This is a genomic window from Pseudomonas sp. Y39-6 (assembly GCF_023651955.1).
Lineage (GTDB): Bacteria > Pseudomonadota > Gammaproteobacteria > Pseudomonadales > Pseudomonadaceae > Aquipseudomonas > Aquipseudomonas veronii.
This window is the reverse complement of sequence record NZ_CP069594.1, coordinates 1,732,633-1,757,723: the sequence shown is the minus strand read 5'-3', so window position 1 is coordinate 1,757,723 and position 25,091 is coordinate 1,732,633. Positions and strand designations below refer to the sequence as shown.

The 25,091-nt window shown below is 61.3% G+C and carries 21 protein-coding genes, 1 tRNA gene, 1 pseudogene and 1 riboswitch; of the genes and pseudogenes, 15 read left to right on the top strand and 8 right to left on the bottom strand.

The window, feature by feature from the left end:
- Nucleotides 1–18 precede the first annotated feature (18 nt).
- The 4 genes from JN756_RS07925 to ung all read right to left on the bottom strand — a co-directional run bounded on the left by JN756_RS07925 (nucleotide 19) and on the right by ung (nucleotide 7,746).
- On the bottom strand, nucleotides 19–2,313 hold the full coding sequence (locus JN756_RS07925; RefSeq protein WP_128191918.1) for an autotransporter outer membrane beta-barrel domain-containing protein: 2,295 nt from the start codon (nucleotides 2,311–2,313) through the stop codon (nucleotides 19–21).
- A 197-nt stretch (nucleotides 2,314–2,510) separates the two neighbouring features.
- Entirely contained in the window at nucleotides 2,511–4,472 is a 1,962-nt protein-coding gene (locus JN756_RS07920; RefSeq protein ID WP_201021974.1) for a hypothetical protein, read from the bottom strand.
- Between the two features lie 344 nt (nucleotides 4,473–4,816).
- The gene (locus tag JN756_RS07915; protein WP_057004963.1) at nucleotides 4,817–6,850 is read right to left on the bottom strand and encodes a hypothetical protein; all 2,034 of its coding nucleotides are present in this window, start codon (nucleotides 6,848–6,850) and stop codon (nucleotides 4,817–4,819) included.
- Nucleotides 6,851–7,053: 203 nt separating this feature from the next.
- Nucleotides 7,054–7,746 (bottom strand): uracil-DNA glycosylase, encoded by a 693-nt coding sequence (gene ung, locus JN756_RS07910; protein WP_017844892.1) that lies wholly within the window; start codon nucleotides 7,744–7,746, stop codon nucleotides 7,054–7,056.
- Between the two features lie 136 nt (nucleotides 7,747–7,882).
- Between ung and dspII the strand changes: the two genes are divergently transcribed.
- A complete protein-coding gene (gene dspII, locus JN756_RS07905) occupies nucleotides 7,883–8,995 on the top strand; it encodes an enoyl-CoA hydratase/isomerase DspII (RefSeq protein ID WP_017844891.1) in 1,113 nt (370 codons plus the stop codon).
- 3 nt (nucleotides 8,996–8,998) lie between these two features.
- Here the strand turns inward: dspII and JN756_RS07900 are convergent, their stop codons facing one another.
- Both JN756_RS07900 and JN756_RS07895 read right to left on the bottom strand, forming a co-directional pair.
- Nucleotides 8,999–9,433, bottom strand: a complete 435-nt coding sequence (locus tag JN756_RS07900; protein ID WP_046384380.1) for a DUF3757 domain-containing protein — start codon at nucleotides 9,431–9,433, stop codon at nucleotides 8,999–9,001.
- A gap of 154 nt (nucleotides 9,434–9,587) precedes the next feature.
- The gene (locus tag JN756_RS07895) at nucleotides 9,588–9,914 is read right to left on the bottom strand and encodes a hypothetical protein (RefSeq protein ID WP_126589393.1); all 327 of its coding nucleotides are present in this window, start codon (nucleotides 9,912–9,914) and stop codon (nucleotides 9,588–9,590) included.
- Between the two features lie 313 nt (nucleotides 9,915–10,227).
- Nucleotides 10,228–10,329: riboswitch (guanidine-I (ykkC/yxkD leader) on the top strand.
- A gap of 60 nt (nucleotides 10,330–10,389) precedes the next feature.
- Here JN756_RS07895 and JN756_RS07890 point away from each other — a divergent pair.
- The 14 genes and pseudogenes from JN756_RS07890 (at nucleotide 10,390) to JN756_RS07825 (ending at nucleotide 22,584) form a co-directional block, all read left to right on the top strand.
- Nucleotides 10,390–11,457 (top strand): putative urea ABC transporter substrate-binding protein, encoded by a 1,068-nt coding sequence (locus tag JN756_RS07890; RefSeq protein ID WP_201021973.1) that lies wholly within the window; start codon nucleotides 10,390–10,392, stop codon nucleotides 11,455–11,457.
- A gap of 12 nt (nucleotides 11,458–11,469) precedes the next feature.
- Nucleotides 11,470–12,285, top strand: a complete 816-nt coding sequence (locus JN756_RS07885) for an ABC transporter permease (protein ID WP_046384383.1) — start codon at nucleotides 11,470–11,472, stop codon at nucleotides 12,283–12,285.
- The gene (locus JN756_RS07880; protein ID WP_126589394.1) at nucleotides 12,282–13,046 is read left to right on the top strand and encodes an ABC transporter ATP-binding protein; all 765 of its coding nucleotides are present in this window, start codon (nucleotides 12,282–12,284) and stop codon (nucleotides 13,044–13,046) included. Before JN756_RS07885 ends, JN756_RS07880 begins: the two co-directional genes overlap by 4 nt.
- Complete coding sequence (locus tag JN756_RS07875; protein ID WP_126589395.1) at nucleotides 13,043–13,768, top strand: urea amidolyase associated protein UAAP1; 726 nt, start codon at nucleotides 13,043–13,045, stop codon at nucleotides 13,766–13,768. The genes JN756_RS07880 and JN756_RS07875 overlap by 4 nt, the downstream gene beginning before the upstream one ends.
- Before the next feature lie 9 nt (nucleotides 13,769–13,777).
- Nucleotides 13,778–14,407: an urea amidolyase associated protein UAAP2 gene (locus tag JN756_RS07870; protein WP_046384385.1), complete on the top strand. Its 630-nt coding sequence runs from the start codon at nucleotides 13,778–13,780 to the stop codon at nucleotides 14,405–14,407.
- 234 nt (nucleotides 14,408–14,641) lie between these two features.
- Nucleotides 14,642–18,265 carry an urea carboxylase gene (gene uca, locus JN756_RS07865; RefSeq protein ID WP_201021972.1) on the top strand — a complete coding sequence of 1,208 codons (3,624 nt, stop codon included), beginning with the start codon at nucleotides 14,642–14,644 and terminating at the stop codon, nucleotides 18,263–18,265.
- A 59-nt stretch (nucleotides 18,266–18,324) separates the two neighbouring features.
- Complete coding sequence (locus JN756_RS07860; protein ID WP_017844882.1) at nucleotides 18,325–18,537, top strand: cysteine-rich CWC family protein; 213 nt, start codon at nucleotides 18,325–18,327, stop codon at nucleotides 18,535–18,537.
- Nucleotides 18,537–19,229: a pseudouridine synthase gene (locus tag JN756_RS07855; RefSeq protein WP_017844881.1), complete on the top strand. Its 693-nt coding sequence runs from the start codon at nucleotides 18,537–18,539 to the stop codon at nucleotides 19,227–19,229. Before JN756_RS07860 ends, JN756_RS07855 begins: the two co-directional genes overlap by 1 nt.
- A gap of 304 nt (nucleotides 19,230–19,533) precedes the next feature.
- Nucleotides 19,534–20,418, top strand: a complete 885-nt coding sequence (locus JN756_RS07850) for an alpha/beta fold hydrolase (protein ID WP_057004957.1) — start codon at nucleotides 19,534–19,536, stop codon at nucleotides 20,416–20,418.
- A gap of 142 nt (nucleotides 20,419–20,560) precedes the next feature.
- A tRNA-Gly gene (locus tag JN756_RS07845) sits at nucleotides 20,561–20,634 on the top strand.
- A 218-nt stretch (nucleotides 20,635–20,852) separates the two neighbouring features.
- Nucleotides 20,853–21,377: a DUF3833 domain-containing protein gene (locus JN756_RS07840; RefSeq protein WP_046384389.1), complete on the top strand. Its 525-nt coding sequence runs from the start codon at nucleotides 20,853–20,855 to the stop codon at nucleotides 21,375–21,377.
- Between the two features lie 23 nt (nucleotides 21,378–21,400).
- Nucleotides 21,401–21,706 (top strand): DUF6482 family protein, encoded by a 306-nt coding sequence (locus tag JN756_RS07835; RefSeq protein ID WP_017844869.1) that lies wholly within the window; start codon nucleotides 21,401–21,403, stop codon nucleotides 21,704–21,706.
- Between the two features lie 223 nt (nucleotides 21,707–21,929).
- Nucleotides 21,930–22,212, top strand: a pseudogene (locus JN756_RS07830) (BrnT family toxin).
- A 3-nt stretch (nucleotides 22,213–22,215) separates the two neighbouring features.
- On the top strand, nucleotides 22,216–22,584 hold the full coding sequence (locus tag JN756_RS07825) for a BrnA antitoxin family protein (RefSeq protein ID WP_057004765.1): 369 nt from the start codon (nucleotides 22,216–22,218) through the stop codon (nucleotides 22,582–22,584).
- An 81-nt stretch (nucleotides 22,585–22,665) separates the two neighbouring features.
- On the opposite strand, the gene JN756_RS07820 is transcribed toward JN756_RS07825, so the two are convergent.
- Together JN756_RS07820 and JN756_RS07815 are read right to left on the bottom strand one after the other, a co-directional pair.
- Nucleotides 22,666–23,859: an MFS transporter gene (locus JN756_RS07820; protein ID WP_126589324.1), complete on the bottom strand. Its 1,194-nt coding sequence runs from the start codon at nucleotides 23,857–23,859 to the stop codon at nucleotides 22,666–22,668.
- The gene (locus JN756_RS07815; RefSeq protein ID WP_201021971.1) at nucleotides 23,856–25,019 is read right to left on the bottom strand and encodes an MFS transporter; all 1,164 of its coding nucleotides are present in this window, start codon (nucleotides 25,017–25,019) and stop codon (nucleotides 23,856–23,858) included. Before JN756_RS07815 ends, JN756_RS07820 begins: the two co-directional genes overlap by 4 nt.
- Between the last annotated feature and the right edge of the window lie 72 nt (nucleotides 25,020–25,091).

Genomic DNA, 25,091 nt, shown 5'->3' with positions numbered 1-25,091 from the left:
CGCTATACATCCAGCCCGTTAAAAATCGTAGCGCAAGCCCAGGTTAACCCCATACGGCTGCTTGATGTTCTTGCCCGTGCTGTGTTCCAGATCCGCATGCAACTTCAGGTTCTGCGATACCGACATCGCCACACCCGCACCCAGCTTCAGGCGCGAACCCGACAAGTCGTTGTTGAACGAGTTGTCGTTGACGAACACTTTATTGCTCTGATCGAACTCGTGGGCCACCGCCGCCTTCAAGTACGGCTGCAAGACGCCGCCGCTTTCCAGCTGGATATTGCGCCCCACGGTAGTACCGAGTTCACCGATCACCGTACTGGAGCGGTCACCCTTGGCGTCCAGGCCATTGTCCAGCGTGTAGCTCTGGCCCTGGGTAATCACCGCAGACAACTGGCCATATGGTTCAACGAAGAAACCGTCGTCCAGCGTGATGTGGCGACCGACTTCCGCCGACGCGCCCATTGCGTTTTGCGCATAGTTGCCCTTGCCTTTCTTGCCGTCGCTCATGGCCACATTGGACTCGTTGTGCATGCGGTTGAACTTGAGCACACCGTCAAAGTAGAACCCGCTCTCGACATCCAGCCAGGTGGCGTAACCGCCGACATAGTAGCTGTCGATAGTTGCACTGCTGCCACGGTTCAGGTCCAGGTCCGAGGTGCTGTGACCGACCATTGCACCGATCAGCCACTGGCCGTCACCACCCGATACCGGCGCGTCGGCACCGAGCGCGAAGCCGCGTTGCGACTGGCTGTAACCCAAGCCGGTCTTGTCGTTGGACACCTCATACTTGTTGCCATAGGCGCGGGTCCACAGCCCAGCCGACTGACCTTCGCTGAAGCGCAGTTCACCCATGCGGGTGCGCAGGGTGGTCATTTCGCCCAGCAATACAGTGGGGGCTGCGTTGAACAATGCCAACACCGAGTTGGTGCTCGGGCTGATCACCTTGCTGCCTGGGTCGAGCAGCCAGTCCTTGCCGTCGTTGTCATTGATCAGGCTGTAGGAATAGGTCCCGACATCCACGCGATCGCCGATCAGGCTGAACTGGGCGCCACCGTCGGCGGTGTGTACGACATGCAGGCGGTCATCGCTCAACGGGTCAGCACCGCTGCTGGCGATCAGCAGTTTGTGGTCGCCCGACGACGTGCCGGTCACATTAAGGAAATCGCTGCTCAGGGTGGCGAAATCCGCGCTCATGATGAAGGTGCCGTTGCCCGACAGGTTGGCCACGTCCAGCTGGTAGAACGTACCGGTCTCGCCGAACTTGACGTTGCCGCCGCTCAGGGACAAGTCACCCACCTGCTGATGGTCGACCATCACCCAGGTGGCGTCGCTGTTGATCGCCAGTTTATCGACGTGCTCCAGGCGCCCGGTGAGGACCGAGCCGTTGTTCAGGCCGACACTGGCGCTACCGCCATTGTTGATCACATCGCCCTTCATGATGGCGCCATCAAGGCTCAGGTCGAGGGCGCTGTCGGTGCCTACCTGGATGTTGCCGGCCAGGGCGCTGTTGTTGACACGCATGTTGGCATTGCCGCCACCGGTCAGCTCCAGCATGTTGCCGTTGCCGCCGATCAGCGTGGAGCCGTTGTTTACATCGATCTCGGCGGTAATGGCCTGATTCACCAGAATGGCCGGGCCGCTCACGCCTTCGACACGCGAACCTTCCAGCACCAACACGGGAGCTTCGTTTACCGTGCGATGCTCGCGGGTCATCGTGACGCCATTAGTCGCCCCGGTAATGGTACTACCCACCACGGAGGCCTTGCCGCCCATCAACTTCAGGCCTTCCTGGCTGCTGCCGGTCAGCGTGGAGCCGTCGAGCAACTGCAGATGGCTGAACGCCGTGACCGTAGCGCCGTAGGTGGCACCCGTGATCTGGCTGTTGCTCACTACGGCTTCGGAGCCGATATCCTCCGACAGGCTGCGGGACATATCCAGGCCACCCTTGGAGTAGCTGGTAATCTGTGAGTTGGCAATGGTGGCGTTGCTTCGATTCAGAAGTATGGCTGCATCGAGAGTGGAGTAGCCGTCAACGCGGCCTCCATCCATGTTGAGGGTGGAGGCGCCGGTCACGAGAATCTCACGCGTGACACCACCTGGCTTCACATTCAAGACGCCTTCGCGTTGCACAATATAATTGTCGGTGTGCGAGCCAGGGACGACGTCGAAATAAGCCGGGCCAGTTTGCCCATCAATGACTTTTACGGCAAAGGCTTGCTCGCCCAACAGGCACAGAGGGGCGGCTGCAATGAGCTTGATCGCGGTGGACAAACGCGTACAACGAAAACGTGGGTGAGTAGAGGTATGGATCATGTTTTGCGACTCTCAGAAAAAAGTTCCAGTTCGAAACCGGAGCCGTATCGAGCAGGTTCCGTTTTCAAGAGCCGCAGAGACTAAAGATCCAAAAAGAAAGGATATGTAGGATATTCCTTATCTAATACCTACAAAAATCCCCTCAACGAGAGGGGACTTTTGATTACCTGGAGGCCCGAATAGGTGCGTATGAAGGCCTAGGCCAACGAGCCGTTTATTAGGGTGATGGGGGCACAAGTCCCTGTTGAAGCGCTGCTGCGGATATCCCACTTCACCGCAACAGGGTCCGACGTTCCACTCTCTGGCGGCGGCCCCGAGCGGATGATGCTCCAACTGACTTCCAGCCAACCGCGCCGCCTTGCCGTATCGCCGTCGAAGTAAGAATTCAAGGCAAAATTATAGGTGAAACCGTTGATCCTTTCAGACGGCCCAATCCCTATAGGAGGACTGTTTATCTCACTGCCCGCCACCGGCGTTGGAGGCTTTGTCACACCTGAATAGAGATACCGCACAGCGTGAATAACGACGGTGTCACCATCCTGGAGCGTCACCGGATCAAAAATCCTGATGGGCACGCCGACCCAAGGTATTTGCTCACAGGAAATGAAGGGCGCGTCGGTGGAAGGCGGTGGCGGCGTGAACAGGTTGGTAAAGACAGGGTCCGCCAACCCGTCAAGCGAAAAGACGTTAACATTCACGTTCTGCTTACGGGACTCTTTGTAATTGTTAGCATTGCGTACCCGATACCAACAAGGAACTTCACCGTTCCCGTAGCTTTCAATGATATCCGACGCGATAGTTATCGATATCATGGTCCCTTCAGGTTCCGTACCCGTGACTCCATACGTACCGACAGCCGTCCCGTCCATGAACCCGTAATAGAGATCGATGAACTCAGTGCCCGGAGTCGTTGTACGCCCCGCATAGATGGGAAAGGTCGCACGAATCGTACCGTCCAGGTCGGACGCAATCAACGAGTTATCAACCGCCGAATCGCCTCTCACCACAGGCAATGCCAGCGCTGTATCCACCGGCCCCTCCCCGGGGATCGGCGTGCCGGGCTCCACAAAGTCGACGGGGACGTCGGTCTCCGGAGAGGGGTATGTATCCAGACCACGACGAACTTCATATTTGAAACTGGCGGTATACAGCACGCCACCTGCGCGCAGGGTGGAGTAACCAACGACAAACGGCAACGCAAATACTGGCGTGACGCCAAGGCGCTGACTACCAAACTCAATGCCGTTCATAAAGATATGTACCCAGTCGTTGGGGTGGAAGTTGTCGATGGTGGGCACAGTCACCAGCACCCCATCACGCGCCTCTTCCTTGTCGATCAGAGCGCCTGCATTGGGAACCAGCGGGGCCAGCAGCACAGGTGGATTGCTCGTTCTAACCGAGAGCGTGCGGGGTATCGACACTTGTGTGGCATTTCCTGCCCTGTCGGAGATCTGATAGCTGATTAAAAAATCGCCCTCTCCGAAGCCCTGAATTTCAAGCGTGTTATACGTGAGGGTAATCGGCCCTGTGGGCGGAACGTTAATCGTCTTGCCCGTATCGTCCGTCTCGCCAAAAAACGCCACAAGAGTATCCCCAGGTCTTGAATCCACTGGCCGGGGGAAGGTCAGCGTGACGCCACCATGTGCCGCCAAATACGCAGGTGTCACCCCTTCCGATGGCAAATCAACCGGCAGCGTGAGGGCACCCGGCCGGTTATTGCCATTGGGGTCGATCGCATCGACAAAGACGGTCTGCGGCAAGGAAAACTCGCCAGCGGGTAAGCCGCTTAGCGTAACGGAGTAGGTAATATCTTTCGGTCCATGGGTTCTAAGACGGCCCGACTTGATCACAATATCCACGTCAGCCGTGATAGGACCTTCGATCTCTTGAAGTTGAACTGCCTGTCCTTCAAGCGAAACCGTCAAGATATCGAACTCTCCCGGAAACTCGGCAGCATTCGGCCAGAGCCGTATCGTCGCGGGCAGCCCGTCCCTCTGTTGCTCGGCGCTGACTACAGCGAGTTGGTCATCCCCTACTACATCCGGCAGCGTATGAATATCAGCCGGCGCTGGCGGGGTCAGGATGGTGGGCCATGTGTTGGGTTTATTCGAAGACGCTTTAGACGCCTTTACATCTTTGAAACGTGCTGGGTTTGCCATTTTTACAAACTCCTGGGTAGACGGAGCCGAGGGCCCACCGCGAATGGACCTTCAGGAACTTCCGACAAATGTGTACTGCTGTTGATCAGTGCCACTCACAACGACTCAACGAACTCACACTGACAAGCGCAGTAAACTCTTTTCGAAAAGCCTTCGTAACTGTCAAACTTGACAGGTTGATATATGTAAAAATTGAGCGAAAGGCCGCCACTGGCCCCTTCGACGACAACCGTCCAAGCGGCTTTTTTTATTGCGAAATAGCGCAAAAAGGCAGGAATCCAACGTCTGAAAATGAAACCGGGAAGGCTTCATGCCCTCCCGATTGCACGTACAACATGCCAGGTTCAATCACTGATGCAGGGCGGCAGGGTGCCGAGGCGAGTCAGAGAAATGAACACCAGTTCCCGACGGGAATCCCCTATCCCCCCTCCGCCGCTTTTGATCAGCCGATACTGTATGACCGCCGAGCCATAGCGCGGATTGGTTTGCCCCTCAGGCGGCTTTACAAGTCCCGGCAGCAGGATATAGGGGTCAAACGGCACCCAAAAGTCATAGCCCTGCTCCGCCTCTTGTTGCGTCAGCGTATGGGAGAACGTATCGATCGTTTCTGGAATGACGCCATCTGAATTGCCGTTGGTATTGGCGTAGCTCGCCCAAGACAAGACAACCGTGTCCTGCTCCGACAACCGGCTGCTGTCGCCGGGAATTCTCACTCGGACGCCTCTGTCCCAAGGCCGCATGTCGCAGTTGATAAAGCCTGCATCAGGCGCAGGCCCATAGTTGACATCGGGAAATTCAGGGTCGCGCAACCCATCGATCGGCACAATATTGACCATCACATCCGTATGAGGCGAACGCTGTCTGTTGATTCCGTTAAACGTCCAATAGAACGTGGGGACAATGCCGCCCGGTGTTTGCTCGATCAGATCCCATGGGACGAAGAACGCAATCTCGTCCCCCGCCCTGTCTTCAGGCCGCACGGTATAGGTATCGGCAAGCACGGGAGGGTTGCCCCACATCAATTCCAACGACTGGTTCGCAACAGGGCCGACATAGAGTCGCACAATAACCCGCGCCGGCTGGCCCCGGTCGCTGATCGTCAACAGGTTGTCGCCGTCTCGGCCTTTGACAGTGACCCGTTCCAGCAACGGGTTCACCGGGTCAGGGTTGTTCGGGCTTACCGGCCCTGCGACGGTCAGATTGACCGGCGCAAACCTGGGAAGTGAACGTCTCGGCGTTCCGGTCCCGCGCTGCCAGGTGTAATCCGTCCTGATCGTACCGCCGATAAACTCGAAGCCGCCACTGGCCAGGGTTCCATAGTCGATCTGCACCACGATCGGCCAGACCTGGCCTACGCCGACGGTAATCGGGGGCAGAGCAATGAAGTCCCAAAATGGCTGCAGAACATCGCCGGGCGCGGCCCCGACCACTTCCAGGATGTGTATATACACACCGCCTGGAAACCCCGGGTCCCGAGCATCCTCCAGATCGATCCGCCCGTCGATCGCCAATTGGGGAACGTCGACAGCCCTGAGGGTGCCCGGCGTGGGTGTCAGGTCTATCAGCAGGACTGAAGTGCGTGAAGGCGGGCCTTCGTTGCCGCCCCTGTCGCTCAAAAAATAACGGGCATTGTATTCAGCGTTGACATGACTGCGCAGCACGTCACCGGTAAAGATCAGCTCAATGGGAGCGCCATCCAAGTGGGCCTGAGTGATCGTGGTACGGGCGATCCCGTCCGCAAGCACCCGACGCTTGCCTTTGGCCTTGCTCAGGGGCAAACGCACCAGGTCGGCCGTCACTTCATCCTCAAGCCGAATGTCCGGCCAGCGCGGAACCCGTGCCACGACGCGATCACCGTTAGACACCAGGTACGCATCCGTCACTCCGCCGCTTTCTATCTCTGATGGAAAAATCAACGGTGCCCCCCGGTTATTCTGATTAGGCGCCTCCTTGTCGATATTAATGAGAATCGGACTGGACGGGCCGGCCGTATCGCCCGGCACCAACGTCACGGTGTAGCGCAGCAAATGCAGGCCGGGTGAGTTCAGTTTTATCTGCGGCACAAGCCCGACCACCGGCAGGTCGCTCTCATCATAAAATGCGGTACGGGACGCGGTAGCGAACGGCGTCGATTCATCATCCCAATAAAATCTGATGACGGTCACCTCGCCAGGATCCAGCCCATCCCCACCGGCCCATAACGTCTGGACTTCTACCGGCAAGTCCGCCGCCTGCGCCGAACGTGGAATGGTGTACGCCGTTTCATCACTCAATAAAGGCAACGCGAAAGGTGGCGGTACCACGGGTTCAGCCGCCATTTTCGGAGTTGGAAGGCCGCTTTTGGATAAGCGCTTGTCCGATGGTGTGTTATTAGGCATTTCCACTCTCCTCAACACTGGGTTCAGTGACTGGCCGCTGGCTGCGTGCTGCTGAACAGCAGAGCGATAAGGCCGGGAGAACAGTTAATTAGGAAACGCGGTGGTTGGATACTGTCAAAAGTAACAGGTAGGGCGGACACAAGACCGTTGCCCCCCACAGACGGTGTGCTCCCGCTAACCCGGGAACACAACGCGCCGGCCCCTCAGACGGGTGGCAACACCCAATCAATCGGCGTCTCGCCATTCTGCTCAAGAAACTTGTTGGTGCGGCTGAAATGCCCGCAGCCCAGAAAGCCGCGATATGCCGACAACGGCGACGGGTGGACCGACGTCAGCACCAGATGCTTGGTCGCATCGATCAGCTTCTGCTTGCTCTGTGCATGCGCGCCCCACAGCAGGAACACCAGGTGCGGCTGGTGCTCGCTGACGACTTCGATGATCCGATCGGTAAAAAACTGCCAGCCCTTGCCCGCATGGGCGTTGGCGTTGGCGCGTTCCACGGTCATGGTGGTGTTGAGCAGCAATACGCCCTGGTCGGCCCAGCTTTGCAGGCAACCGTGGTTGGGGATGTCGATATTCAGGTCGCGCTTGAGCTCTTTATAGATATTGACCAGCGACGGCGGCGCCGGCACGCCCGGTTGCACCGAGAAACACAGACCGTGGGCCTGGCCGGGGCCGTGGTAGGGGTCCTGGCCGAGGATCACCACCTTGACCTTGTCCAGCGGCGTGGAGTTGAGCGCGTTGAAGATCAGCGGGCCAGGCGGGTAGATCTCCTTGCCGGCCGCGTGTTCCTGGCGCAGGAACTCACGCAACTGGGCCATGTAGGGCTGCTCGAACTCATCGCGCAGGGCGTGTTTCCAGCTGGGTTCGAGTTTGATACGGTCGCCTTCGCTCATGATTGACTGGTCTTGTAAAAAAGAATGAGGCGAACCCTAGGAAAGCCGACCCCGCTTGTCAATTGATCTGACACACAACCGGCACTTTCCCATGAAGGGATCATACTCAACCTTCACCTTCCCGATTGAGGTCACGATGAACCTGCACTTCGAAGAGCTGACCGGCAGCGGCGGCGCGCGCATCGGCATCGCCAGCCTGGACGCCGAAAAGGCCCTCAACGCCCTCTCCCTGCCGATGATCCTGGCCCTGGGCGATCGCCTGGACGCCTGGGCCAAAGACCCGAACATCGTCTGCGTGCTGTTGCGCGGCAAGGGCCCCAAGGCATTTTGCGCCGGCGGCGAAGTGCGCAGCCTGGCCATGGCCTGCCGTGAACAACCCGGCGTCGTGCCGGAGCTGGCCGCGCAGTTTTTTGCCGCGGAATATCGCCTCGACTATCGCCTGCACACCTACCCCAAACCGTTGATCTGCTGGGGTCACGGCTATGTGCTGGGCGGCGGCATGGGCCTGCTGCAAAGCGCCTCGGTGCGTATCGTCACCCCCAGCAGCCGCTTGGCCATGCCCGAGATCAGTATCGGCCTGTACCCGGATGTGGGCGCCAGTTGGTTCCTGTCACGCATGCCGGGCAAACTGGGGTTGTTCCTTGGCCTGACCGGCGCGCACATCAACGGCCGCGACGCGCTCGATTTGGGCCTGGCCGACCGCTTCATGCGCGACGACCAGCAAGACGAACTGCTCGAAGGCCTGTTGCAACTGAACTGGCAGGAACAGACCGCGATGCAGCTCAACAGCCTGCTCAAGGCCTTGGCCCAGGAAGCCATCGACCAGCAACCCGAAGCGCAATGGCTACCACGCCGGGCGCAGATCGATGAGTGGCTGGATGTCAGTGACGTGCGCAGTGCCTGGCGGGCCTTGAGCCCGTTGCGCGAGCACGCCGACCCGTTGCTCAGCCGCGCCGGCAAGACCCTCAGCGAAGGCTGCCCGCTGACCGCGCACCTGGTGTGGGAACAGCTCCAGCGCGCCCGCCACCTGTCGCTGGCCGAGGTGTTCCAGATGGAATACACCCTGAGCCTCAATTGCTGCCGCCACCCGGAATTCAGCGAAGGGGTCCGCGCGCGGTTGATCGACAAAGACCAGCAGCCTCATTGGCATTGGCCGGATATCAATGCCATTCCGCAGGCCGTGGTGCAGGCGCATTTCAACAAAGCCTGGGAAGGCCGCCATCCGCTCGCGGATTTTTCCTACTTTTGACAGTCAGTTTTTTGGCTTTTTAACCGTGAATGCGCAATTGTCCGGCTGACTGTCCTGGCAGATATACACCGGCAGGCCGAAGGGGTCGCTGGCAAGGTGCCAATGCAAAGTACCGGTCAGCGACATCGTCTCCACCTCTGCCGATTTGCCGTACCGCAAGTCCACTCTCTGACCGTCACCGGTCAGGTAGCTGCACTTGTCTACATAGCCGTTTTCCCGATCCTGTGCCTTGCCCGGGGTAAAAATGGCGCCAATGAATTGGTCGACAAACTCCCGATAGCCGATCTTCGGGCTTTGCCAGACGAGTGTTCCTACCGTCGCCTGGAAGTAGCCATCAACGTACTTGATTGCCGAGGGATAAGGGCAGCCTTGGTTCGCTTGCACGTGTGCAACGCCGCCGACCATGAGGAGTAAAACGCACATCAATTGTCTGATCATCGGGGGTTCCTTCGCTCACTGGGCGGTCGAAGAGACACAACGGCCGCTCCCAGTTGAATACACTAGAAACCCAAACGATAGCTGTTAAATCTGACAGTACTGCTAAATGCTACGAAAAAGCGGCGCTGCCTGCGCCGCTTGCCTTCAAGAGCGGTCAACGATGACCGCCGCGACCAGCGCCACGATCGCCACCGCGACCGTGCCCGCCATTGCCCCAGCGATCCCCCCAACCCTGGTTTGGATAAGCCCGGTAACCCATGCGGGGCGCCGGCTGGTAATAACGCGGCGCCGGCGCGTAGTAACGCGGCGCCGGGTAATAGTCACGCCGATATTGATACGCCGGGCCGCCGCCGTAGTAATACACCGGCGCGGGCGCTGTATAGACCTCGGAACGGTAATAACCTGGGCCTCCATCGTAATAGGGCACGCACGCAGAAAGGGACAGACCGAGCACAGCGATAAGAAGCAGTCGTCGATACATGGCGGCCTCCTGGACCGCGAAAGAGCACCGCCAGCGACGCTGGCGGGCGGCATTCAACTTTTGCTGAATGACGAAATATCTGACATCAAAAAGCGAAACTGGTGCGATTTCGACACAGACTGAAACATCTGTTTCAGACGAACCGAATGCCTCATTGCAGTGCGACGGCGCACCAGTGCAACGCAGCCGCACGCACTCGAGCGTCGGGCGTTGCGCGCAAACCCGCGACCTACACGCCCGCGCCCTACTTGGCATGACTCTCGCTTAGCCTCTTGCGTGCAGGATTCATCACAGGTTCGCGGCACCACAATTTGCAATGGCTGACTAGGGTTCCGGCTCGCGAAACGCGAGTGGCTGGTCCGAGAGTCGGCGACCTCCAGTTGAGGTTACACGGCGGGATAAAAGCCCGGGAGACAAGCCACCGTTCACGGTGCCGCGTTGCTCCTGCTCGCCCTCGATCAACTGGAGAAGCCCCATGCCCTCAATCCGTTTACCCGCCCTGCTCGCCGCCGCCTTTGCCGCTGTGCTGAGCGTCCAGACCCAGGCCGTCGTCAAAGACCACTTCAGCGTGTGCTGGACGATCTATGCCGGCTGGATGCCGTGGGAGTATGCCGGCAGCCAAGGCATCCTCGACAAGTGGGCCAAGAAGTACGGCATCACCATCGACGTGGTGCAACTCAATGACTACGTCGAGTCCATCAACCAGTACACCGCCGGCCAGTTCGACGGCTGCACCATGACCAACATGGACGCCCTGACCATCCCCGCCGCCGGTGGCGTCGACAGCACCGCGCTGGTGGTCAGCGACTTCTCCAACGGCAACGATGGCGTGGTGATCAAAGGCAGCGGCAAGACCGTCGCCGACCTCAAGGGCATGAACGTCAACCTGGTGGAACTGTCGGTGTCGCACTACCTGCTGGCCCGCGCGCTGGAGTCGGCCGACCTCACCGAAAAAGACCTGAAAGTGGTCAACACCTCCGACGCCGACATCGCCGCTGCCTTCAACACCGACCAGGTGCAAGCGGTGACGACCTGGAACCCGATGCTCTCTGCGATCAACGCCAAACCCGGCGTCACCCAGGTGTTCGACTCCAGCAAAGTGCCCGGCGAAATCATGGACATGATGGTGGTCAACACCCAGACCCTCAAAGACAACCCGGCCCTGGGCAAAGCCCTCACCGGCGCCTGGTTCGAAGTGGTCGCCCTGATGAACGCCAAAGGCGCCGCCAGCAGCGAAGCCCTGGAACACATGGCCAAGGCCTCGGGCACCGACCTCAAGGGGTTTCAGTCGCAACTGGACACCACCAAGTTGTTCGCCACGCCCAAGGAAGCCCTGGCCTTCGCCACCAGCGCGCAGTTGCCAGCGACCATGCGCAAGGTCGCCGAGTTCTCCTTCCAACACGGCCTGTTGGGTGAAGGGGCCAAGGACACCAGCGCCGTGGGCATGAGCTTCGCCAATGGCGTGACCAGCGGCGACAAGGCCAACCTCAAGCTGCAGTTCGACCCCCGCTACGTGCAGATGGCCGCCGACGGCACGTTGTAAGAGGACCCGGCCATGCGCCTGATCAACCGTCACCCGGACCGCTCCAGCCGCCTGTTGTTGGTGCTGCTGCCGTTCGCCCTGCTGCTGTTCGCCTACTTCGTGGGCTCGGCCGAGCGCCTGGCGGATAACCCCAACGACAAACTGCTGCCCAGCGCCGGGCAAATGCTCGAGGCGGTCAAGCGCCTGGCATTGAGCGCCGACAGCCGCACCGGCGAATACGTGCTGTGGCAGGACAGCGCGTCGAGCCTGCGCCGCCTCGCGCTCGGCCTGGGCATCAGTGCCCTCGCCGGCCTGTGCCTGGGCATCGCCGCCGGCACGTTGCCATTGTTCGGCGCGCCGTTGTCGCCGTTGCTGACGGTACTGTCGATGGTGCCGCCGCTGGCGATCCTGCCGATCCTGTTCATCGTGTTCGGCCTGGGGGAATTGTCCAAGGTGATGCTCATCGTCATCGGCGTCACCCCGTGCCTGGCCCGCGACCTGGAACAGCGCGCACGCGAAATTCCTGTGGAACTGCTGGTGAAGGCACAGACCCTCGGCGCGTCGACCTGGACCCTGATGCTGCGCGTGGTGTTGCCGCAATTGCTGCCGCGCCTGCTGATCTCACTGCGGCTGATGCTGGGCTCGGCGTGGTTGTTCCTGATCGCCGCCGAAGCCATCGCCTCCACCGACGGCCTGGGCTACCGGATCTTCCTGGTGCGCCGCTACCTGGCGATGGACGTGATCCTGCCCTACGTGGTGTGGATCACCCTGCTCGCCTGGCTGATGGACTGGGGCCTCAAGGCCCTGACCCGACGCGCGTTCCCCTGGTACGAAGGAGCGCGGGCATGAGCTTTATCAGCGTCAACAATGTGTGGCAGCGCTACGGCGATCAGGTGGTGCTGGAGGGTTTGAATCTGCAGGTCGCCGAGGGCGAATTCTGCACCCTGGTCGGCACCTCCGGCTGCGGCAAATCGACGTTTCTGCGCCTGCTGCTGGGCCAGGAAACCGCGAGCAAGGGCCACATCCTGCTCGACGGCCAACCGCTGGCCGGCGAACCGGATGCCAGCCGTGGCGTGGTGTTCCAGCGCTACTCGGTGTTCCCGCACCTGAGCGTGCTCGACAACGTCACCCTCGGCCTCGAGCTGCCGCGCGCGCCGTTGCTCGGACGGCTGTTCGGCAAAGCCAAAAAAGCCGCGCGCGAACAGGCCGCCGCGCTGCTGCACAAAGTCGGCCTCGGCCACGCGTTGGACAAGTACCCGGCGCAGCTCTCCGGCGGCATGCAACAACGCCTGGCCATCGCCCAGGCCCTGATCATGAAACCGCGCGTCTTGCTGCTGGACGAACCCTTCGGCGCCCTCGACCCGGGCATCCGCAAAGACATGCACCAGCTACTGCTGGAACTGTGGCGCGAAACCCGGCTGACGGTGTTCATGGTCACCCACGACCTCAGCGAAGGCTTCAGCCTCGGCACGCGCCTGCTGGTGTTCGACAAAGTCCGCGTCGACCCCCACGCCCCCGGCGCCTATGGCGCGCGTATCACCTACGACATCCCTTTGAACAGCGCACGCCGCAAGGCGCTCGCTGCCGAACTTGGAGCGACTTCCCAATGACCGATTCGACTCAACTGTTCCCGCCGTTCGCCGAAGAAATGCTGCCCGGCGGCGGCCACCGCTCCTTCGTGCTCAAGCGCGGTCAACTGCTGCGCCTCACCGACCTGCGCGGTGGCGCCAACGTCAGCCTGACCCTGCTCAACGCGAACGAAAAAACCGAACGCCTGAACCTGCCCGACAGCCTCAAATGCCAACACACCGCCAAGCTCACCCGCGGCCATTGCCTGTACTCGGACATGGGCCGCGTGCTGGCCGCCATCACCGCCGACACCTGCGGCTGGAGTGACAGCATCGGCGGCGTGCTGTGCGCGGCCGAGGTGGCCGAGAAGTACGGCCAGGGGCGCTATCAGGAACTGCGCAACGGTTTCTATCGCAACGGCACCGACAACCTGCTGGTGGAATTGGGCAAGTGGGGCCTGGGGCTTTCCGACCTGCTGATGACCCTCAACCTGTTCAGCAAAGTCAGCGTGGACGACAACGGTGGCCTGCACTTCGTGCCGGGCAATTCCAAGGCGGGCGACTACATCGAACTCTACGCACCGATGGACACCCTGGTGGTGCTCACCGCGCTGCAGCATCCGATGGACCCCAACCCCGACTACGCCCCGCAACCGCTGAAACTGAGCTGGATGAACGCCGACCCAAGCGTCGCCGAACACTGCCGCACCTCGCGCCCGGAAAACGCGCGCGGCTTTATCAACACCGACCGTCTGTTCGCCTGAGGAGCTGCCATGTCTATCGCACTGAAACAACCCGACACGGCGGTGTACCGCGCCACCATTCCCGCCGGCGAGCCGTGGCTGATGGAGGTCAAGGCCGGGCAGACCCTGCGCATCCTTGACCTGGAGGGCAACCAGGCGGTCGACACGCTGTTCTACAGCGTGAAAAACCCGCGCGAGCGCTACGACGTGCAACGCACCTTGCGCCGCCAGAACAGCGTGTACCTGGGCGCCGGCAGCGTGCTCTATTCCAACCTCGGCCAACCGATGCTGACCCTCGTCGCAGACACCTGCGGGCGCCACGACACCCTCGGCGGCGCCTGCGCCCAAGAGAGCAACACCGTGCGCTACGCCCTGGAAAAACGCTACATGCACAGCTGCCGCGACAACTACCTGCGGGCCTGCGCCCATGACGGTCGCCTGGGCAAACGCGACATTGGCCCGAACATCAATTTCTTCATGAATGTGCCGGTCACGGCCGACGGCGGGTTGACCTTCGAAGACGGCATTTCCGCCCCCGGCAAATACGTCGACCTGCGCGCCGAGATGGACGTGATCGTGCTGATCTCCAACTGCCCGCAATTGAACAACCCGTGCAACGCCTACAACCCGACGCCTGCGGAGTTACTTGTATGGAACTGACACTCAAGCGCTTGCGCAGTTGGTTATTTGCACTCTGCCAGGCCCGAGCCGGGCAGTGTCTTCAAAACCGCTGAACCCTGTGGGAGGGGGCTTGCCCCCGATGGCGGCAAGTCAGCCAAACACGCACCCACTGGCTCACCACCATCGGGAGCCCCCCCCTCCCACACTCACGACATGCACTGCGGACGACCGTAGTGCTCCTTCACTTTGCGGGACGGCCCGCAGGGTTTTGCCATGTTCGAAAAACTCTTGATCGCCAACCGTGGCGCCATCGCCTGCCGCATCCTGCGCACCTTGCGCGAGCTGCATGTAAAGGGCGTCGCCGTGTACGCCGAAGCCGATGCGGCCAGCCTGCACATCCAACACGCCGACGAAGCCTACAGCCTCGGTGAAGGCGCCGCGGCCGGCACCTACCTGGCGGTGGACAAAATCCTCGCCATCGCCAAGGCCAGCGGCGCCACGGCGATTCATCCCGGCTACGGCTTTCTCTCGGAAAACGCCGCCTTCGCGCAAGCCTGCGAAAACGCCGGCATCGCCTTTATCGGGCCGACCCCGCAACAGCTGCGCGTATTCGGCCTCAAGCACACCGCACGGGCGCTGGCCAAGCAACACCACCTCCCCTTGCTCGAAGGCAGCGAACTGCTCGACAACCTCGACGCCGCCATGCTCGCCGCCGACCGCGTGGGCTACCCGGTCATGCTCAAGAGCACCGCCGGCGGCGGCGGCATCGGCATGCGCGTATGCCGCCACGCCGCGGAGTTGAACGAGTGCTTCGACGCTGTCAAACGCCTGGGCCAGAACAACTTCAGCGATGCCGGCGTGTTTATCGAGAAGTACATCGAGCACGCTCGCCACCTGGAGGTGCAGGTGTTCGGCGACGGCGCGGGCGAGGTAATCGCCCTTGGCGTGCGCGATTGTTCGGTGCAGCGGCGCAACCAGAAAGTCCTCGAAGAAACCCCAGCGCCGAACCTGCCCGAAGGCATGGCCGAGGCCCTGTGCTCGGCCGCCATCACCCTGGCCAAGGCGGTCAACTACCGCAGCGCCGGCACCGTGGAATTCATCTTCGATAGCGCAGACAGTCGCTTCTACTTCCTGGAAGTGAACACGCGGTTGCAGGTGGAACACGGCGTCACCGAACAAGTGTGGGGCGTGGACCTGGTGCGCTGGATGGTGCAACTGGCGGCGGGAGACATGCGGCCATTGAGTGAGCTGGCGTTGAAGCCCCAGGGCCACGCGATCCAGGCACGCTTGTATGCGGAAGATCCAGGCCGCGATTTCCAGCCAAGCCCGGGGCTGTTGACCTGCGTGGATTTTCCGCAGGCCGAAGGCTTGCGCATCGACACTTGGGTTGAAGCCGGTTGTGAGATCCCGCCGTACTTCGACCCGATGATCGCCAAGCTCATCACCTGGGCGCCCACCCGCGAACAGGCGCGCCTGGATTTGCATCGCGCCTTGAGCGACAGCCAGCTCTACGGCGTGGAAACCAACCGCGATTACCTGCGCCAGATCCTGCTGGCCGCGCCCTTTGCCGGTGGCCATCCGTGGACGCGCTGCCTGGAAGATCTGGTCTACGTTGCCCACACGTTCGAAGTGCTCAGCGCGGGCACGCAAACCAGCGTGCAGGACTATCCCGGACGCCTCGGTTATTGGGCCGTGGGCGTACCGCCGTCGGGGCCGATGGACAGCCGCGCGCTGCGCCTGGGCAATCGTCTGCTGGGCAATCGCGAAGGCGCGGCAGCCTTGGAGATCACCATGAGCGGGCCGCTGTTGCGCTTCAACTGCGCTGCCGTGGTGGCGGTGACAGGGGCGGAGATTCCGCTGCTGCTGGACGATCACCCCGTGCCGATGAATACCGCGCTGCGGATCGAAGCCGGATCGCTGTTGAACCTCGGCACCCTCGCCGGGGCCGGCGCACGCAGTTACCTGTGCCTGCGCGGCGGGCTGCAAGTGCCGGACTACCTGGGCAGCCAAAGCACCTTCACCCTGGGCCAGTTCGGCGGGCATGGCGGGCGCGCTTTGCGCGCGGGCGACGTGCTGCATCTGTTGCCGCTGGTCGACGTCACCGCAGGCCGGCAACTGGTCGCGCAACCGCTGGCGCAGGTCCGCACGCTACGGGTGATTTACGGCCCCCATGGCGCGCCGGAATACTTCCGGCCCGAGTACATCGACACCTTCTTCGCCACACAGTGGGAAGTGCATTTCAACTCCAGCCGCACCGGCGTGCGGTTGATCGGCCCCAAGCCGTTGTGGGCGCGCACCGATGGCGGCGAGGCCGGGCTGCATCCGTCGAATATCCACGACAACCCTTATGCGATCGGCGCGGTGGATTTCACCGGGGACATGCCGGTGATCCTCGGGCCGGACGGGCCGAGCCTGGGTGGGTTCGTGTGCCCGGTGACGGTGATCGAAGCCGACCTGTGGCAACTCGGGCAACTCAAGGCCGGCGACAAGCTGCGCTTCGAACCGGTGAGCCTCGAGACCGCCCGCGATCTCGCGCTGAAATGGGATCAAATGCCGGAGCCAGGCTTGCCCGCGATGCAGGCGACGCGCGCTCACAGCAACACCGAGGCGATGCCATCGCGAGCAAGCCCCCGCCCACATTGGCCCGCGTCGCCTGTGGTGTTGGATATCGGCCAGGAAGATACGCGTCTGGTTGCCCGATTGGCCGGCGACACCCACCTGCTGCTGGAAATCGGCGCGCCCGAGCTCGACCTGGTGCTGCGCTTTCGCGCCCACGCGCTGATGCAGGCCCTCGAAACCCACGCACGGCACGGTGTGATCGACCTGACGCCGGGCATCCGCTCGCTGCAGGTCCACTACCAGCCGGAACAATTGCCCCTGGCCGACCTGCTGGCGCTGATCAGCGGCGAATGGACGGCCGTGTGCGCCACGCCCAACCTGCAAGTGCCTTCGCGCATCGTCCACCTGCCGCTGTCCTGGGATGACCCGGCGTGCCAGTTGGCCATCGACAAATACATGACCACCGTGCGCAAGGACGCGCCGTGGTGCCCGAGCAACCTGGAGTTCATCCGCCGCATCAACGCCCTCGCCGACCTCGACGCGGTGCGCCACACCGTGTTCGAAGCGAGCTATCTGGTGATGGGCCTGGGCGATGTCTACCTCGGCGCCCCGGTGGCCACGCCGCTGGACCCGCGTCATCGCCTGGTGACCACCAAATACAACCCGGCCCGCACCTGGACCGCCGAGAACTCGGTGGGCATCGGCGGCGCGTATTTGTGCGTGTACGGCATGGAAGGCCCCGGCGGCTATCAGTTCGTCGGGCGCACGTTGCAGATGTGGAACCGCTATCGCGAAGTCGCGGCCTTCGACGGCAAGCCGTGGCTGCTGCGGTTTTTCGACCAGATCCGCTTCTACCCGGTGAGTGCCGAAGAACTGGTAAAGATTCGTCGGGACTTTCCGCTGGGGCGCTTTGCGTTGCACATCGAGGACAGCGTGTTGAACCTGGCGGACTACCAGGATTTTCTGGCGCGTGAAGCCACCGGTATCGATGCGTTTCGTGAGCACCAGCAACAGGCGTTCAATGCCGAGCGCGAACGCTGGATCGCCAGCGGCCAGGCGCACTTCGACAGCGAGGAAGCGCCAGCGCCGCTCGCGCAGGAAACGCCGCTGAAGGCCAATGAGCACAGCATCGACAGCCATATCGCGGGCAATCTGTGGCAGGTCCGGGTGGCGGTGGGCGAACGCGTCGCGGCCGGCGATGTGCTGGTGGTGCTGGAGTCGATGAAAATGGAGATCGCGCTGCCGGCGCCGTTCGCCGCAGTGGTGCGGGAAGTCACCGTGCAGCCCGGCAGCGCGATTGGCGCCGGCCAGCGGGTCGTGGTGCTGGAACGGGACTGAGCGGCGCTGTATCGTGCAGGGACCTTCGGCGCCCTGCCCGATCCAGCCTGAACCGAACGATGACCACAGCCACCCTCTGCCCCGCCTGCGGCGCCCGCAACGACTGCACCCTGGCCGACCCGCGCACCGCCGACCAGGCCTGCTGGTGCTACAGCGTCACCATCGACCCGGCGGTGCTCGAAGCCCTGCCCGATGCATTGCGCAACCAAGCCTGCCTGTGCCCACGCTGTGCCCAGGTCGACGCACAGTTGCGCGGGGCTGAGCCGTTGTAATGCGGGTTGATCGATTCCTCAGCAACCTGCCGCGCTTCAATCGCCAGCAAGTGCGCCTGCTGTTGGTGGAACGGCGGGTGAGCGTCGATGGCGTGCCCGTCAGCGATCCTCACCACGAGGTGCGCGAATTCAGCCGGGTGTGCGTGGACGATGAGGTGCTGCAGGCGGGTAAACCGGCGCGCTATTTCATGCTGCACAAACCCCAGGGCTGCGTCAGCGCCACCTGTGACCCCCAGCACCCGACCGTGCTGGATTGGCTGGACGAACCGGACAAGGACGAGCTGCACATCGCCGGCCGCCTGGACTTCAACACCACCGGGCTGATGCTGATCACCAACGACGGCCAGTGGTCGCGGCGCCTGACGCAACCGACGACCAAACTGCCCAAGGTCTACCTGGTGGAGACCGAACAACCGATCGGCGCGGAATACGCCGCCACCTTCGCGGCGGGCGTGTATTTCGCGTTTGAAGACCTGACGACTCAACCGGCCCAGCTGGAGCTGTTGGCGCCTCGCCTGGCACGCTTGAGCATCATCGAAGGTCGCTATCACCAGGTGAAACGCATGTTCGGGCACTTCGACAACAAGGTGCTGCGCTTGCATCGGGAACGCATGGGGCCGCTGGCGTTGGATGACGCGCTGGCGCCCGGTGAGTATCGAGCGTTGAGCGCCGATGAAATCCGCCAGGTCTGACGACCGTTCGGCCGGTGATGGCTAAAACCCATCCCTGCGACTTGCGACATCCCGAACCGACTGCTTGAATCAAAACGTCAGCCAAAAGATGACTGGCGAGTCGCCTATAACCTCCAAGAAACACCTTGCCGCGCCCGCGCTTGATCCACGGGCCTTCCCGGCAAACAACCCGCCCTGGTAACACCCGTCGGCCAGCCGTCATCGGCGCGACATGGGCGCTCATCTTCAAGGCGTATGCCTACCTGTCACAAAGCTCGTGCAGAGTGATCTGCGCGCCCTACCCGCTTGCCAGGAGTCTTACGACATGAGGCCAGAAATCGCTGTGTTGGATATACAGGGTCAGTATCGGGTTTACACGGAGTTCTATCGCGCGGACGCGGCTGAAAAGACCATCATCCTGGTCAACGGCTCCATGGCCACCACGGCCTCCTTCGCCCAAACCGTGAAAAGCCTGTACCCGCAGTTCAATGTGGTTTTGTACGACCAGCCCTACGCCGGTCGCTCCAAAATCCATAACCGCCATGAGCAGATGCTGACGAAGGAAGTCGAAGGCCAGATCCTCCTGGAACTCATCGACCACTTCGCCGCCGAACACGTGTTGTCCTTCTCCTGGGGCGGCGCCGCCACCCTCGTCGCCCTCGCCCAGCGCCCGCGCCGCGTGGAAAAGGCGGTGATCAGCTCGTTCTCGCCGGTGATCAACGCGCCCATGCGCGACTACCTCGAACGCGGCGTCGACTACCTCGGCAAGCTCGACCGCGACCGCGTCGGCCACCTGGTCAACAGCACCATCGGCAAACACCTGCCGTCGCTGTTCAAGCGCTTCAACTACCGCCACGTCAGCAGCCTGGCCGAGCATGAATACGGGCAGATGCACTTCCACATCAGCCACGTACTCAACAGCGACCGGCTGTGCTACCTCAAGGCCGCGCGCCAGATCACCGTGCCGGTGCTGTTCATGAACGGTGAATGGGACGAATACACCAGCGCCGAGGATGCCCAGCAGTTCGGGCAATACGTGCCAAACAGCAGCTTCAGCACGATCCAGGCGACCGGGCATTTTCTGGACATGGAGCACAAAGCGGCCTGCCGCGACAGCCGCGACGCCGTGGTCGGCTTTCTGAAGCCCGCGCGGCAGACCAGCCGATTGCGCTATCACCAGGGCCAGGCGCAGCATGCCTTTGCGCTCTGAAACACAGCCGACTGTAGGAGCGAGCATGCCCGCTCCTACAGTCGGTCGGCTCGTTGCCTACGCAAACACGCGCAACCTGCACATTTCTCAAAGAAAAACTTCAAATCGCGGCGCACATCTGGTACAAAGTCAGCCGCTCTGAGCGGGTGTCGTATAATGGCATTACTCCAGCTTCCCAAGCTGATAACGAGGGTTCGATTCCCTTCACCCGCTCCACTCAGATATTGATCTCGCGTCAGGATGGTTTTGACGGGGGATGTAAAAACCGGTCCTTGGTGGCCGGTTTTTTTATGGGTGGAATATAGAGTCGGGCGCTTCAAAGCCTCGGAAGCCTTCAAAATAAACACCGCAAAACATGTACAAAACAATATTTTTGTACAACTATCAATCCTTGAACCTCAGTACCCCGCCCCACACGATCAAGGAGCCGGTCCATGGCACGCCTACTGGTTTCACTGCTTCTGGTATTGAGCCTGTGCAGTTGCGGCAACGTAGAGGTCGACCACTACGCCGATCAGCAACCGCAGTTGGACCTGGAGCGTTTCTTCAGCAAACCCGTCAAGGCCTGGGGCATATTCCAGAAGCGTTCGGGGGAAGTGACCAAGCGCTTTGAGGTGGATATCGCCAGCCGACGCGAGGGCGATGCGTTGATTCTCGACGAGCGTTTTCTCTACAGCGATGGCACGCGCCAGCAGCGGGTGTGGACGTTGACACCGGATGGCCCTGGGCGCTGGCGCGGGCGCGCGGGGGATGTGGTTGGCGAGGCGATTGGCGAGGTGGCCGGCAACGCATTGCGTTGGCGCTACCGCCTCAACCTGGCGGTGGATGGCTCGGTCTACGAAGTCAGTTTTGACGACTGGATGTACTTGATGGACGAAGACACGTTGATCAACCGGTCGAGCATGTCCAAGTTTGGCGTCGAATGGGGCCAGGTCACGCTGTTCTTTCGTCGCCAATGAACGACCCACTGCGAGGCTGAATCATGAATATGCAAATGCTGACCGAACTGGCCGTGAAGGGTGAGATACGCGAGCTGGAGCTGCTGTCGCTGGAGGGCGGTTTCTACATCGCGCGCGTCAGGCTCGAGCATACGGCGATGACGCTGCTGGACGAGGATGCGAAACCGATGCGTATCGGCTCGACCACGCATTTGCGCGACCTGTTGCAACGGGTTCCGGCGTTTCCTTGTGTGCTGGTGCAGCACTGCGTCCACGATGAAATGTGCGGTACACGTGAAGGCCCCATCGGTGCGTTGCGTATTCCGTTTACGTTGGCCCAGTCCTTCTAGGGTGCATTTCATTCTTTGGCTGGCCTTCCCCTTGGTATGGGTGGGCTGGAAAGGGAAACCTACCGCACGCGATCCTGTGCCGCTTCTGTCAGTAACACCTCCTACACGCTAATTCTCTGCTCCCCACACTCCAAGTCAACGTCGATGGACAGATTCAAACGCCCATAGATCTGAAGGTCAGCGGTCCCGACAACCGCTTTTATATACATATAAAATATGCATAATTAAAACCTTCAGAATTCAATATGACGCCGCGAAAAACACGCTCAATAAAAGCAAGCACAACGGCTTGAGCCGGGCGGATACGGAACCGGTGTTTTATGACGAATCAGCACTGGTATGGCAAACCCATGACCATGACGAGTATCGCTGGTGCATCATCGGGAAGGACGCGAAAGGAAGAACATTGGTGCTCGCCTATACCTATCGGGACCCGAATTTTGTGAGACCTATCAGCGCAAGACTCGCATCCAGAAATGAACGACCGGAAGTATCTGGAGGCTTGAATCATGAAAGACGAATACGACCTCAGCACCACTAAACGCGGCGCTGTCGCCAGCAGTAAAGGCAAAACCCGGATCACCATCATGCTCGACGACTCGGTGATCGAGGCGGCTCGCGAAAGGGCTGAAAATGCCGGTACGGGTTACCAGACCGTCATCAACAACATTCTTCGGCAAGCGCTGATTTCTCAGGATGTTCATGATCTGGCACCCACGCCTAAAAAACCGCTGAAGACACTTCAGGTCATCAACAGCGGAATCAGTCAATCCGAAGTGGAGGCGCTGGAACAGCAATTGATCGCCGTTGCAGGAGAGCTGAATCGCGTGTTGGGTACGCCTAAGCTCGGCAAACAGAAAAACAAACCCTCGCTGTGATAGATAAAGCCCTACGCCCTTCCAAATAAAGACAGCGAGGGGCAAGGCGAACAAGCACCGACTGCCGTAAGCCAAACCCGCTTAAACCTCGTTTCTTAAACTCCTTCGCACCTCCCACACCAACGGCAACGTCACCAGCAACATCCCCGCCAACACCATCACCGCCACCGGCACGCCCAGCGCATCGCCTACGCCCCCCATCAGCACCGGCGCCAGCGCTCCGCCGCCAATGGTGCCGGTGTAGAACAGCGCAAAGGCCCGTTCCCGTTTGCCGGGGCTGACCAGGTCCGGCACGGCGCCGTACAGCACCGACGAGGTGCCATTGAGCACCAGCCCCAACACCGGCAACATCAGCATCAGCCCAGCCAGCGGCAGATACAGCGCGGCGACGATCAGCAGCGCCGTGCTGGTTTCCGTCAGCCAGACGGTTTTCATCATGCCGATACGCACGCCGAGATAGCCGCAGAACAGTTTGCCGAATGCACCGCCGATGAACAGCAGCGTCAACGCCAGGCCGATACCGGCCGTGCCCGCGCCTTTGGCTTGCAGCAGGAACGGCAGGAAGGTGAGAAAACCCATTCGCACGGCGCTGTCGATAGTGCCGGTAAGGATCAATGCGCGCAGGCCGGCCGCGGAGCCGGTTGCGGTGCAAGGCTGGGGCTTGGTTGTGGATGCGGCTGCGTGTGGCTGACCGGGGATCAGCCACCACAGCAACCCCGCCGCCGCCAGGCCGAGCAGCCCCAACAGTGTGGCGCTGGCCCGCCAACTGATCAGCGTGAGCAACAGGCCAACCAGGCCGGGAATCAGGGTTTTGCCGATGTCGCCGGAAAAGTTGTAGTGGGCCAGCGCTTGCTTGACGCCACCACCCTCCTCATACGCGTCCGTGATCATCGAGGATGCCAGCGGGTGCTGGGTGCTGGCGCCCAGGCCGCCAAGCAGCAGCGCCAACAACAGCACGGTCAACCCGCTGGCTTGCCCGACCAACAGGTAAGCGACACCCGCCAGCGCGGTGCCGCCCACCAGCATCGGAGTACGCCCCCAGCGTGTGGCGGCGCGGCTGGCCATCAGTTGGAACACCGCCATCATCCCGGAATAGGCGCCGCGCAACAGGCCGATCTGGACGTAGGACAAGGCGAATTGAGCTTGCCAGATAGGCAGCAGAACGTAGATCACATCGGTGAGGCCATCGTGTACGGCATGGGCGCTGCAGCCGGCGATGAGCGCGCGGCGGCGGGTGGATGTTTCAGCAGCAGGCAAAGCGACGGTGTCGTTCATGGTGTGCGGATCAATTGAGGTTTAAGGGGCTTCCAGCCAGTCAAGGCGATCAGCAACGTCAGCAGTTGGAACACGATGATCAGCGCCACACACCCGGCCCAGCCCCAGCGCTCCCAGATCAGCGCCGGGACGACGGCCCCGCAACTGCCGCCCAGGTAGTACGCGGTGAGATAGACCCCCACGGCCCCCGCCTTGTTCTCGCGAGCGCTGCCGGCAATGAACGCATTGGCGGCAGCCTGGGCCAGAAACACACCGGTGGAACTGAGCGCCAGCCCGATCACGATGCACCACAGCGACGGCATCAGGGTCAGCGCCGAGCCGCTGATGCCAAGCACCGCCGCGACACTCAGCAGTTCGGCGGGTGGGCGGGCTTTGCTCAGGCGCCCGGCGATGGGGATCACAACCAGGGCCAGCAAGAACACCATGTACAGCGTTCCCAAGGCCGCAGGCCCCAAGTTAAAAGGCGGTAGGCCAAGGTACAAACCTGCGTAGGTAAACGCCGCAACCTGGGAAAACAGCACGCAAAAACCTACGGCATACGCCGCCACCAAGGGTTTGCGAAACAGCCCCGACGAAAACGCTTCAACCTGCATCGCTCGCGGCCGACCGGCGGGCAGCAGAAACTGGATAAACCCGCCCACCATCAGGCTCAACACGGCCAGCAGCTCAAAGGCTTCGCGCCAGCCCACGTACTCGGTCATCACACCGGTGACGAACCGCCCGGCGAACCCTCCCAACACGGTGCCCGCAACATACAGGCTGGTGACTTCAGTGACGGTCCCACCACGCCAGCGCTCGCCGATATAGGCCACGCTGGTGGCGAATACCACCGGAATCAACATGCCTTCGACAAAGCGCCACATCAGCACTTCGGCGAAGCTATCGGCATAGGCAGTCATCAACGTCGGCAGCGCCAGCAGCAGCGCGGCCGTGCTGATCACGCTGCGCGGCTCCAAGCGTGCGGTCAGGCGGCTGACGAAAGGTGCGCTGATCGCCACCGCCAGCGTGGTCACGGTGATGCTCCAGCCCGCCGTCCTGGCGCTGATCTGAAAGTGCGCGGCAAACGTCTGCAGGATGCTCTGGGTCGCATACAGGTTGAGAAACGCCGCGCAGCCACACAGGAACAGGGCAAGGCGGGCACAATGCAGGCGCGCGTTCATGAAACCTCTCGTTTTATTTTGAAAGGTCTTTATAGAATGGCGGGCGGGGCTTAAACCAATACCGAATTCGCA